A 12,781-nucleotide genomic window follows, 5' to 3' on the forward strand; every position below is an offset into this window, starting at 1 on the left:
TTTATATGAGGTGATGTTATTGAGATTGGCTTTCATTTTGGCTTTCAACCTCATGCATTGATGTTTTGGCGATAAGCTGTTTACGAAATAGAACAGCAATAGCAAAAGAAAAGACCGCAAAAGCCAACGCAAATCGGAAAGTGTTAACCGCGTCAAAACGGTCAATTGCAAAACCGGCAACGGCTATACCAATTGCTGCACCAACGCTCATGCCAGTAATCGCCCAAGTCATGCTTTCGGTAAATTTTTGCTTGTCGGCAAGTCCTTCAAGTAATCCCATACAAATAATAATGGTTGGTGAGCATGCAGCTCCTGCAAGTAAGCAAATAGCAGTTAATACCCATAAATTATTAACAAAGAAAAACGGAATAGCTGTCACCATAATGACGCCAGACATAAATAAAAGCTGGCGATGCAAGGGGATAGTGATATTAAGCGAGCCGTAAAGAATGCCGGTGGTAAATGAGCCAAGCGCATAGGCGGTAACTGGAATATAGGCAAGGGTGGCAATATTAGCCGCCTTTGTATAGGCAATGCTGGTTACTTCCACCACACCAAAAATACCACCAATAGCAGATAGGGTTAGCGCTATAATTAATACTGGCAAATCAAAAATGGCGGCGCGGCCGCGCTTAGTGCTGCGCTGAATGATTTTAGGTTCACTAGAGGTTTGTAAGAAAAACGCTAATGAGCCAATAATTAATAGGCCAATAGCTGCAATAATCCCCGCTTCAGGAAATAAAAAGGCTGCTAAATTCATAACTAAGACTGGCCCAATCATAAAAATCATTTCATCCACCAATGACTCAAAGGCAAAAGCCGAGCGCAATAGCGGTTGTCCACCAAATATGCGTGACCAACGCGCGCGCGCAAAAGCACCAAAGCTTGGCATGGCACCTGCAAAAATTGCGGCGATGAATAAAATGAAGTCTGGCCAATGGAAATGGGCAGCAAAGGCAATGGTGCTAAGAGCCAGCGCACAGATAAGACTTGCCGGCAAGCCAACTTTTAACTGGCCATATTTATCAGCAAGACGGGATATTTGTGGACCAATCAAAGCGCTAGCGCCAATATATGTGGTTGCGATAAGGCTTGGTAATTTAAAATTATCATGCGAGGCGGCAATCATTGCAACGATTGATATCGTAATCATGGCGATTGGAAAACGTGCAACGATTGCAGCCAATGAAAAGCTAAAGGTGCCTTTAGGCTTAAATATTTCACGATATGGGTTTGCCATGGGTTTTATCCTTTTACATACGCAGCGTATGTGTATTGACATACGTCATGTATGTCAATATAAATTCATTAAGATTTGGTATTAAGTAAGTCGTTCTTGCATATGTTCAATTATTACAAAAAGACGTATTTAATATGACAAGGCTCGGGAGATATATGAGTTGGCGCGTAAACGAGATGAAATGATTAACGAAACGCGGGAAAAGCTTATAAAATCTGCTCGTCATGCCTTTTCACAAAGTGGCTTTGCTGCAGCTTCAATGGATGAGTTGACCAAAGAAGCAGGTCTTACTCGCGGTGCACTTTATCATCATTTTGGTGGTAAAATGGGTTTGCTAAAAGCGGTTATTGCGCAAATTGAGCAAGAAATAGATAGCGATATTCGCTCAAAAACCCTAAATATCAGCGATAAATGGCAATTATTTGCAACTGAGTGCCAAATTTATTTAACCAATATGCTTAATCATGATGTGCAGCAAATTTTAATGCGTGATGGTCCTGCCGTGCTAGGGGATATTTCAACATGGGAAAGTCAAGGCTATTATATAAAAATCATGGCAATTGCCTTGCAAGAATTAATCCATGAAGGCACAATAGCATCTTGTGACTGTGAGGCATTGGCACGGCTTATTAATGGTGCTTTAATGCATGCAGCAGCTTGGATTGCCAATGCTGCAAACCCCAATGAAGCGCTTGAAAAATCGCTTTGTGCTTTTAACTTGCTGCTTGAAGGGTTGAAAACATCATGACAAAGAATAAACCCAGATTAAAATCTAAGCGTAGATCCTGCTTATTTGTTCCCGCTATCAATAAGCGGGCAATGGAAAAGACTTTGCAATTGGATGTTGATGTCGTCATTTTTGACCTTGAGGACTCGGTGGGAATTGCAGACAAGGCGGCAGCAATTGGCAATCTGCAACAATTTTTTAAAGATCATCAACAATTACCCTATTTTACCACCATTCGTATTAATCCAGTGATTGGTAAAGATATTAATGAACTGCAACAGGTTGCAGCTCTTAATATTGATGCGCTGGTTTTGCCCAAAGTTGAAAATATCGATGAATTAGATTTCGTCTATGCTATTTGTAAAACATCAGCCCAAAGGCCTATACCGGTTTGGGCAATGATTGAAACGCCAAAGGGGATTTTGGCCGCCGCATCTATTGCTAGTCATCCAAGTGTGACATGTCTCATTGTTGGGCCAAATGATATTGCATTGGCTAGCGGTGTTGCGAGTGTGGTTGATGAAGGCGTGGTTGATGAAGGCGCGGTTAATCATGGCGCAAAACGCCAATATCTTGTTCCTTGGCTTATGCAAATTGTGCTTGCTGCCAAAGCCTATAATCGCCGTGTTTTAGATGGCGTTTTTAATGATTACAAGGATTTGGTGGGTTTTGAAGATGAATGCCGCCAAGCTAAGGCCATGGGCTTTGATGGTAAGACGCTTATTCACCCTAGCCAAATTGAAACCGCAAATGTGATTTTTCAGCCAACATTAAGCCAAGTGGAATGGGCGCAAGAAATAATTACCGCTTTTGCTTTGCCTGAAAATATCGGTAAAGGCGTTATTTCTTTAAATGGTAAAATGGTTGAAGATTTACACTTAAAGCAAGCGCAACGCATTTTAGCCAATAGTAGCGATACCAGATAGCATTATAAGGATAGATATATGAGTGAAAAGCAAAAAATGCTGGCTGGTGAACTTTATAATGCTAGTGATGGGGAACTTATTTTAGAGCGAAAGCAAGCTTTTTCATGGATGAAAACCTTAAATGACGCTTTTGCGATGGATGATAATGAGCGACTTAGCTTGTTGCGGCAAGGCCTTGGCAGTGTGGGCGATAATGTCACCATTCGCTCGCCCTTTTATTGCGATTATGGTTATAATATATCCATTGGCAAAGATGTTTTCATTAATTTCAACTGTGTCATTCTTGATGGTTGCAGTGTTGAGATTGGTGATGGCTGTGAAATTGCCCCAAATGTGCAGATTGTAACGGCAACGCACCCCACTGACGCTAAGTTGCGCGAACAAAAGCTTGAATATGGCAAGCCGATAAAAATTGGTAAAAATGCTTGGATTGGTGCGGGAAGTATTATATTGCCCGGCGTTACCATTGGCGATGGCGCAACCATTGGCGCGGCAAGCCTTGTTACGCGCGATATTCCGGCAAATTGCATCGCTTTTGGTTCGCCGGCGCGGGTGCGTTAAAGTCTTAAAGCAAGTATGAATGGGCATTTTGCGTTTCATATTTAAATAGCAAATTGCCCATTACAAAAGGTCCATTAATTGAAAATTTCGGCTATAATTTTCGGAAACGTAAACGTGCGCTACGCTCTAATGCGGCAACGGTTAACTCATCAAGCTCCCAACGATCTTGCATCATTTGCAAAAATTCAAGCTCTTCTTGATTAACATTTAAATCAGCCGAGGCAATCTCAACCGCAAGCGCATAGGCAGTATCATAAAGCTTTTCTGGTAATGCTTCATGCGCGAGGTCAAGAATGTGTTCAAGACCGCTTTCTTCTTCCAAGTGCCCTAAGCATTCAGCCGCTAAAGCATCTAGACGGTCGCTATCAAAGCCGGCAAAAACGGGGTAATGGTTTACAATGGTAACAATGCTTGCCAATTCCCGCTCAGACATTGCAGCATCGGCCGCCGCAGTGGTTACCATGACAAATATCAAACCTTCATGGGGAGTTAGCTCAGCCATTACAATCTTCCTCGTGATTTATGAATTTGGTGTTAGCTTAAAGATAAAATGCTTTCATTAAAAGTGGTTTTAAGCTTCTTACACGAGATTATTATCGCATTTTGTTTTTTGTCAAAATCCGCGCAAATTTATAGTGTGAATAAAGTTATAAATAAAAAGCAGCATTGCTTGGGTTAAATCTATAGGCATAAAGGGGATAATTATGCTTGAAATCTTGTAAAAATCGATAGTTTTTATAGATAAGACGGTTGTAGGCTTGCAAGATTTATGAAAAAGAGTAAATGAAAACAAATTGATGTTGTTAAATAATCTAAAACTTGTTTAATGATCATCAATTGATAAACCTATTGCTGGTCAATGAGCTTTTGCTTGCAGCCGCATTTATATAAGCCGATTAACACTATTTAGGGAACCTTTCTATGGCGTCCGATTTTTCCTCCACCCTCCTTATATCCCCTGAAAGCGTGACTTTAGCAGGTGATGCGAAAGCTTGGCCTTTCGAAGAGGCACGAAAAATTGTCAAACGTTATGAGAAAAAAGGTTTTCCTGATGAAGTCTTGTTTGAAACTGGCTATGGTCCGTCAGGCCTGCCGCATATCGGCACTTTTGGTGAGGTTGCCCGCACCACCATGGTGCGCCATGCTTTCCATGTTTTAACCGAGAATAAAGTTAAAACGCGCCTTATCTGTTTTTCTGATGATATGGATGGTTTGCGTAAAGTGCCTGATAATGTTCCTAATAAGGAAATGTTAGAGGCAGCGCTCGGTAAGCCCCTTACTCAAGTGCCTGACCCATTTTTAAGTGAATATCCATCTTTTGGTGCGGCTAATAATGCACGTTTACGTGCCTTTCTCGATCGCTTTGGCTTTGATTATGAATTTGCAAGTGCAACCGATTATTATACATCAGGTCGCTTTGATGAAACCTTGCTACTAATGCTTAAAAATTATGACAAGGTCATTAACATTATTTTGCCAACCCTTGGTGAAGAACGCCGTGCTACCTATTCACCATTTTTGCCAATTAGCCCATTTTCTGGCAAGGTTTTGCAAGTGCCAATTATTGCCCGCGATGAAGCGCGTGGCACAATTACCTATGTTGAGCCTGAAACAGGTGAAACCATTGAGACAGAAGTAACCGGTGGCAAAGTAAAATGCCAGTGGAAAGCTGACTGGGCAATGCGTTGGACTGCCCTTGGCATTGATTATGAAATGGCTGGTAAGGATTTGATCGATTCAGTTACCCTGTCGTCAAAAATTTGTAAGGTTTTAGGTGGCACGCCGCCTGAAGGCTTTAATTATGAATTGTTCCTTGATGATAAGGGTGCAAAAATCTCCAAAGGCAAGGGCAATGGTCTTACCATTGATGAATGGCTTACTTATGCACCGACTGAAAGCCTTGGACTTTATATGTTCCAAAAGCCAAAAACCGCTAAAAAACTTTATTTTGATGTGATCCCTAAAGCGGTTGATGAATATTATACTTATCTTTCAGCCTATGGTCGTCAGGATTGGAAAGAGCGCTTAAATAATCCAGTTTGGCATATGCATAATGGTAATCCACCGGCGATTGATTTACCTGTTTCTTTTGCGATGCTGTTGAATTTGGTGAGTGCATCCAATGCTGAAAATAAAAATGTGCTTTGGGGCTTTATCTCGCGCTATGCTGATGGTGTAACACCAGAAAATAATAAAAGCCTTGATGATCTTGTTGGCTATGCCATTGGTTATTTTAATGATTTTGTTAAACCTACAAAAAAATTCCGCGCCCCTGATGAGGTTGAGCGTGAAACATTAATAGCTATTGATAAAAATCTTAGTGCGCTTGACTTGCAAGCTGATGGCAATATCATTCAAAATGCTTTGCTTGACGTGGCACGTAAGATTGAACGCTATCAAGATAGTGCGAAAAAAGGCCCTGATGGCGGCCCCGGCGTATCGGTTATGTTCTTCCAAATGCTTTATGAAGTATTGATTGGTCAAGAGCGCGGTCCGCGTTTTGGTTCTTTTGTCGCGCTTTATGGCATTAATGAAACGCGCGAGCGCATTCAGCAAGCCTTAAATGGTGAATTGTTAAATTAATGGTAAATTAGGCTCGATACCTATGGTATTGAGCCTTCTTGCCATGTTTTATTTTAGTTAAGACGCGCTGCCATAGCAAAAGTGTCTTTTATTGCGTCTTAACACGCAAAATTATTTTTAGGAGAATTTGATGAGTGAAGCCAGCGAGGTCAAACGGCGCCGGACTTTTGCGATTATCGCCCACCCCGATGCTGGTAAAACAACTCTTACCGAAAAGCTTTTGCTGTTTGGTGGTGCCATTCAGCTTGCTGGTGAAGTCAAGGCTAAAAAAGACCGTATTCAAACCCGCTCTGATTGGATGAATATCGAGCGGGATCGTGGTATTTCGGTTGTAACTTCAGTGATGACCTTTGAATATAAGGATTGTATTTTCAATCTTCTTGATACTCCTGGCCATGAAGACTTTGCCGATGATACTTATCGCACCTTAACGGCTGTGGATAGCGCGGTCATGGTGCTTGATGGCGCACGCGGTATTGAGCCACGAACATTAAAATTGTTTGAAGTTTGCCGTATGCGCAATATTCCGATTGTTACCTTTGTTAACAAAATGGATCGCGAAGCGCGTGATCCTTTGGAAATTTTGGATGAGATCGAAGAAAAATTAGCACTTGATACCGCGCCAGTTACTTGGCCAATTGGTGCAGGTAAAAATTTCGCCGGTAGCTTTTCCTTACATGAAAATAGCGTGCGCCAAAAGGATGAGGAAGAAACGCCAAGACCAGTAAGTGGGCCGGAAGAGGCTGCAGAATTACTGCCTGAAAATGAGCGGGATATGTTTGTGGATGGTGTGGTTCTCGCGCGCGATGCTTGTAAGCGTTTTGATTTACAATCTTTCAGTGAAGGCCATATGACACCGGTTTATTTTGGCTCGGCACTGCGCAATTATGGTGTGCGTGATTTGATTGATGCGCTGGTGGACTTTGGTCCGCAGCCGCGTGACCAAGTGGCCGATACAAGAACCGTTCATGCCGTTGAACCTAAAATGACTGGCTTTGTATTTAAAATTCAAGCCAATATGGATCCTAACCATCGCGACCGCATTGCCTTTTTGCGTGTTTGCTCTGGCACTTTATCGCGTGGTATGAAAGCAAAATTGGTGCGCACTGGCAAACCAATGACCCTTTCAACCCCGCAATTCTTCTTTGCACGTTCACGCCAAATTGCCGATGAAGCCTTTGCAGGTGATGTGGTTGGCATTCCAAATCATGGCACGCTGCGTATTGGTGACACGTTGACCGAGGGCGAAGATTTGCTGTTTAGAGGCGTACCTAATTTTGCGCCAGAAATTTTGCGTCGTGTGCGCCTTGGCGATGCGATGAAAGCCAAAAAACTGCGCGAAGCCTTGCAACAAATGGCAGAAGAAGGGGTTGTTCAGCTCTTTACGCCCGATGATGGCTCACCGGCGATCGTCGGCGTGGTCGGCGCCTTGCAAATTGATGTATTGACCGAGCGTTTAAAGGTTGAATATTCTTTGCCTGTTGGTTTTGAAGTGGCTCGTTTTACAATTTGCCGTTGGATTAGTGCAGATAGTCAAGAAGAACTAGATAAATTTATTGCAGCTCATCGCGCTGATATTGCTCATGATCTTGATAATGATCCGGTATTCTTGGCACAAAATGTCTTTTCTTTGAATTATGAAGCAGAGCGGTGGAAAGCCATTCGCTTTGCAGCGGTGAAAGATTATCAGGTGCGAGCAAATTAGCCTAAATTGTATAAATTGCTAACCCATTGATAAATAGGCCTATAGGCTAATTGATTTTTAATGGATGGTTATGACCATGAATAAGCACCGCTTTACAAAAAATGTAAAATGGTGCTTTTTTATTGAAATAATAATATTACTACAGCCCATAAATAAGCCGCAAAGTATTGCTGATCTCTAGTATGCTAGACAGCAATGAAAAGAAACAAAGTGATGAGTTACTGCCTTTTAATATGGTAACCTCAATAAAATGGATTATATTGATGCTGCAAAAACTTTATTATGCGAGTTTCGCGTTTTTTTTAAGCTTATTTTTAAGTTTTACTGCGCATGCACAAGCAGATAATAACCCATCTGATGCGATAGGTGAGGGGCAGGCAACAGATCTTGATCCTGCTCTTATTCCAAATAGTCCATTTCGTATAATTGGCTTTGGCGATAGCCTTATGGCTGGCTATCAGCTTGAGCAAGACCAATCTTTTGCAGCTGTTTTGGAAAAAAAACTAAGCAGTGAGGGCTACGAAGTCATTGTTGATAATGCCGGCGTTTCTGGTGATACCACAACCGCCGGTTTGTCCCGTCTTGATTGGTCAGTACCAGATGACGCAAAACTCGTCATTCTTGAGCTTGGTGCCAATGATATGTTGCGCGGTATTGAACCAGAGGTCACCGAGCAAAACCTTGACGCAATGCTTGCCCGCCTTCAAAGCCGCAAAATTCCAGTACTGCTCGCAGGTATGATGGCCGCGCCAAATATGGGGGTAGAAAATGTCACAAAATTTAATGCTATTTATCCGCGCCTTGCACAAAAATATAATGTTACCCTTTATCCGTTTTTTCTTGATGGTGTCGCAGGACAAAGCCAATATCAGCTAAGTGATGGCATGCACCCCAATAAGCAAGGGGTTGAACTTATGGTAGATCGGTTTTTGCCAACCATAAAGGCAGAATTACAAAAGCTTGGTGTTGAACCGCTGCAGGATAGTGAATAATTTTCATTTTTTGCGCTTTTTTCCTTTTTACATCAAAAATATATATTTTTGATGTTTATTGAGCTTGTTTCTTTAAATGAATAGGTCCTAACCCTAGTATAGATTATAAAAGCAGATCAATTTTACATTCATGAAATTAATGCTGCAAATAGTCTTTGCGCTCTACTAAGCGCCAATAATTTTTTTGCGAATTTATTAAAAACGCTTGATATGCGTCATTATAGTGCAATTATTTGCGGCAAAAATTAGAATTCACAAACATATCGAACATTTTACATCTATTGATACCGTTTTTTATAGACCGCGAGCAGTTGCTAATTATATAGTAACTTAATCATGGATTGATAAATGCGCATAGCTATTGTCTTGACCAATGGGGGCAAATCCTTGGGGTTAACAATATTATATGTGATGAAGTTATGTTGAAGCCGTTGTAAATATGGCAGTCCATTTAACAATATATCATAAGTCAATTAAAGTTTAGCTAGCTTGGTTAATGCTTGTTTTAACCAATACAAGGATAGCAGCTTGTTAATATAATCAAACGCTATTTAAGTTTTTAAAAAAAATTGTTTAAAAAATAAAATCAACCGCTTTATTTTAGAACTAATTTATTTTATTAAATTTGCAATTTAAATATTATTAACATCCGTATTTACTAAAATTACATATTCTATTTTTTTAAATTCTATATGAAAGTGTCGGGCTATCCGAAAATGAAAAATTCTATTCGTCGTTTATTATGTGCTACAATTCTATTTTCAGGTTTTACGCCGTCTTTTTTCTCTTTTGAGGTTTTTGCAGCGTCGATTACCTATAATGGTACGACCAGTGAATTTGACCAATTACAAGACGATGCGCGCGGGATGGCTCAAAAAAGTGTTGGTCCTAATGATAGTGCAGACCAATCAGATAATTCTATTCTTATAAATGATTTAAATGGTTTAGGCGATGATTTTTCCGGTGATATTGCCGTCTATGGTGGTTATTCCGATCAAGGATCTTTAATTTCAAATAATAAAATTACCATGACTGGCGGTTCGGCGGTTGTCGTTTATGGCGGTTTTAGCACGTTGGGGGTGGTCCAAAATAACCAAGTTGATCTTTCAAATGCTAAGATTAGCAATAATGTCTATGGTGGCTATAGCGAGGATTCAGAAGACGTCACGAGTAATAGTGTTGTTATTGACAATAATAGTTCGGTAGCAGGCTCGGTATATGGCGGATTAATGAACGGTTATAACGGTGATATTTCTAGAAATATTAGCGCAAACCGCGTTACCATATCGGGAAATAGCTCAATTGAAGGCGATGTGCATGGCGCTTTTATTTATAACTATGCGTCTAATATTAGCAATATATTGAATGATAATATTGTCGAAATTACAAATAGTTATGTTAAAGGTCAAGTTTCTGGTGCCTATATTCAAAGTTCGGGCATGTTATCGGCTGATGAAATTTTTAACCTACAAGGAAATAGGGTCAATATTGTTACTAGCCGTGTAGATGGCAGTATCAATGGTGCTTATAGTAATGTTTACGGATCATCATCAGCGCTGCAAAATAGTGTGACGATTTTAAATAGTGATGTCACCCAGGTAAATGGCGGCAATGTGTTTAGCAATGTTGAAGGGGTCAGTCTTATTGTTACAGCCAATTCTGTTGCTATAAGCGGTGGAAGTGCTTCACAAATTCAAGGCGGTAATGCTGAGTTAAATGGTTATAGTCCGTCCTTAGGGCAGGTTTTGGCTAACCGCGTCGATGTTGATGGTGTCACGGGTATTGCGTCAATTTATGGCGGCAGAGGCTATATTCGATATGGCTCTGCCTTGGTTAATGGTAATCAGGTTAATGTTTCGAACAGCATTTTGCGTTCAAATTCTGAAATCTATGGTGGCTATGCTTTTGGTGGCGAGAGCCTTCAAGCCAATGATAATAAAGTTCAAATAAGCAATAGTTCTTCAATTACCAGAGTTTATGGTGGTTTTGCTACAGGCGGTAGCGGTATGGAAGAGCAAAAAATTGAAAATTTTGCTCAAAATAATATGGTGGTCATATCGGGGAGTGATATTGGCTTAGAAGTTGTTGGCGGTCTTATCGAAACAAGCATGGCGAGCGACAACAATATTTTAAGCAATGCCGTTTCCATTGCTGATAGTCATGTCGGTGGAGACGTTATTGGCGGATCACTTCGCAATTATGGCTCGTCCATTGACGTTACAATTGCTAGTAATACTATAGAATTATCAGGGCTTACAACTATTGATGGCTCTTTATATGGTGGCTATGCAATTAATGGAGTTGATGCAAGTCATGTCACCAATAATAGGGTGACACTTAATGGTGATCAGCTAACTATTCTTGGATCCTTATATGGTGGCTATAGCGTAAGCGGTAGTGGTGAGGTCAATAATGAGTTTGACCGCGTTGTTGCCGGTAATACACTTAATCTTAATCAATATCGCGGCAGTGTCAGTGGTATTTATAATTTTGAAAATTATAATTGGCTATTGCCAAGCTCTGTCGTCAATAATGACGTTCTTATCCATATTACCGGAAATGATGCCGTCAATTTAGATAATACCAATCATAGTATTGCAATGATAAATGATGGCAATCGTCTAAATGAGGGTGATGAAATCACCATGATTGATAAGGCTGTTGGCATTCCAGCAGCAACGCCAACCCAAGTAACTCAAGGCCAATTCATTATCTATGACGTTAGCGTTAAAGTCACTGATGACAATAAATTTGTGCTAAAAGTCAATGGTAAAACCGATGGTGAGGAAACGGATACTGGCGGTAGCGATGGTAATGATACTGATACTGATACTGGCGGCACAGATCACGATGAAACCAATACCGGCGGCACAGATAATAATGAAAGCGGCAGTGGTGGCGGTGACATTGATGTTAAGCCAATTGTTCCTGATCAAAAACCTGCAGGATATATAAATCCGCGCAGTAAAGCATTTTCAGAAGGGCGAATTGCCAGCCTTGCCTTCCTTAATCAAGCCAATGATTTGATTGCAACTGGTGGCATTGACAATATTCGTATCATGGTTCGCGCCAATGAAGATGAAATATATCGTCCTCATTTTATTCCATTCATGATCGCTAATGGCTCAACCCAGCGCTATAAAACCGGTAGTCATGTTGATATTGATGGTTTTAATATGGCGGTTGGCCTTGCTACTGGTTTTGAAACCAAGGCAAATCATAAAGTAACCCTTGGTTCATTTTTTGAATATGGTCACGGTACTTATGATACCTATAATAATTTCGCCACTTATGGTTCAGTTCATGCTGATGGTGATGTAAATTATAAGGGCGGTGGTATTTTTGGCCGTATGGAATTTAATGGTACCGGTCTTGGCCGCGTTGCAAGCCTTGCCGCAGATCAGGCTGACGGCCTTTATGTGGAAGCCTCAATAAGAGGCGGCAAAACCCGCAATAAGTTTGACGGCAGCAATGATTTAATTGATGGTGAAGGTTATCGCGGTATCTATGATAGCAAGGTTTCCTATTATGGTGGCCATGCAGCTGTTGCCTATGTTTTCAACTTTGATGAAAAGCAAGCACTAGATGTTTATGGTCGCTATTTGTGGATGCATATGGATGGCGATACAGTCAATATTGGCAAGGATCGGTTGCATTTTGATAAAAGCAACAGCTCGCGCATGCAACTTGGTGGGCGCTATAGCTATGCATATAGCCAGCAATTCAAGCCCTATATTGGCGCGGCATATGAATATGAGTTTGATGGTGCAATTAGTGCCAATGCCTATGGCTTAAGTCTGGCAGAGCCATCATTAAAAGGCTCAACTGGTATTTTTGAAGCCGGTTTCTTGTTCCATCCAATTGCTGATAATGAAGCACTTAGCATTAATGTCAATGGTCAAGGCTTTGTTGGCCAGCGTCAAGGTGGTGGCGGTGGTGCTAAAATTAAATATCAATTTTAGAAGCTAAAAGTCCCACCTGAAAATTTGTGTAATATGTTTTTCAATTGGATATTTTATCATTTTTTCTATTTTGCACAGGCAATCC

General features: G+C 40.9%; 9 protein-coding genes. 7 read left to right on the forward strand and 2 right to left on the reverse strand.

The window, feature by feature from the left end; translation table 11 throughout:
* Window positions 1-16: 16 nt before the first annotated feature.
* Window positions 17-1,240: an MFS transporter gene (locus tag H3299_RS01900; protein ID WP_182418649.1), complete on the reverse strand. Its 1,224-nt coding sequence runs from the start codon at window positions 1,238-1,240 to the stop codon at window positions 17-19.
* 160 nt (window positions 1,241-1,400) lie between these two features.
* Here H3299_RS01900 and H3299_RS01905 point away from each other — a divergent pair, with 160 nt between their 5' ends.
* Genes H3299_RS01905 through H3299_RS01915 form a run of 3 tightly spaced genes read left to right on the forward strand, consistent with a single transcriptional unit; the run spans window position 1,401 to window position 3,454 of the window.
* Window positions 1,401-1,988 carry a TetR/AcrR family transcriptional regulator gene (locus tag H3299_RS01905; protein ID WP_182418650.1) on the forward strand — a complete coding sequence of 196 codons (588 nt, stop codon included), beginning with the start codon at window positions 1,401-1,403 and terminating at the stop codon, window positions 1,986-1,988.
* Window positions 1,985-2,893: a CoA ester lyase gene (locus tag H3299_RS01910; protein WP_182418651.1), complete on the forward strand. Its 909-nt coding sequence runs from the start codon at window positions 1,985-1,987 to the stop codon at window positions 2,891-2,893. The genes H3299_RS01905 and H3299_RS01910 overlap by 4 nt, the downstream gene beginning before the upstream one ends.
* An 18-nt stretch (window positions 2,894-2,911) precedes the next feature.
* A complete protein-coding gene (locus H3299_RS01915; protein ID WP_182418652.1) occupies window positions 2,912-3,454 on the forward strand; it encodes a sugar O-acetyltransferase in 543 nt (180 codons plus the stop codon).
* Window positions 3,455-3,545: 91 nt separating this feature from the next.
* On the opposite strand, the gene H3299_RS01920 is transcribed toward H3299_RS01915, so the two are convergent.
* Window positions 3,546-3,956 carry a tellurite resistance TerB family protein gene (locus H3299_RS01920; RefSeq protein ID WP_182418653.1) on the reverse strand — a complete coding sequence of 137 codons (411 nt, stop codon included), beginning with the start codon at window positions 3,954-3,956 and terminating at the stop codon, window positions 3,546-3,548.
* A 419-nt stretch (window positions 3,957-4,375) separates the two neighbouring features.
* Between H3299_RS01920 and H3299_RS01925 the strand changes: the two genes are divergently transcribed.
* The 4 genes from H3299_RS01925 (at window position 4,376) to H3299_RS01940 (ending at window position 12,696) form a co-directional block, all read left to right on the forward strand.
* Window positions 4,376-6,037 (forward strand): lysine--tRNA ligase, encoded by a 1,662-nt coding sequence (locus H3299_RS01925; RefSeq protein WP_182418654.1) that lies wholly within the window; start codon window positions 4,376-4,378, stop codon window positions 6,035-6,037.
* A gap of 130 nt (window positions 6,038-6,167) precedes the next feature.
* Window positions 6,168-7,742, forward strand: coding sequence for a peptide chain release factor 3 (locus tag H3299_RS01930; protein WP_182418655.1), 1,575 nt, complete (start codon window positions 6,168-6,170; stop codon window positions 7,740-7,742).
* Between the two features lie 263 nt (window positions 7,743-8,005).
* The gene (locus tag H3299_RS01935; RefSeq protein ID WP_182418656.1) at window positions 8,006-8,734 is read left to right on the forward strand and encodes an arylesterase; all 729 of its coding nucleotides are present in this window, start codon (window positions 8,006-8,008) and stop codon (window positions 8,732-8,734) included.
* Between the two features lie 716 nt (window positions 8,735-9,450).
* The gene (locus H3299_RS01940; protein WP_182418657.1) at window positions 9,451-12,696 is read left to right on the forward strand and encodes an autotransporter outer membrane beta-barrel domain-containing protein; all 3,246 of its coding nucleotides are present in this window, start codon (window positions 9,451-9,453) and stop codon (window positions 12,694-12,696) included.
* The last annotated feature ends 85 nt before the right edge of the window (window positions 12,697-12,781 follow it).

The organism is Bartonella sp. HY038, from assembly GCF_014117425.1.
GTDB lineage: Bacteria > Pseudomonadota > Alphaproteobacteria > Rhizobiales > Rhizobiaceae > HY038.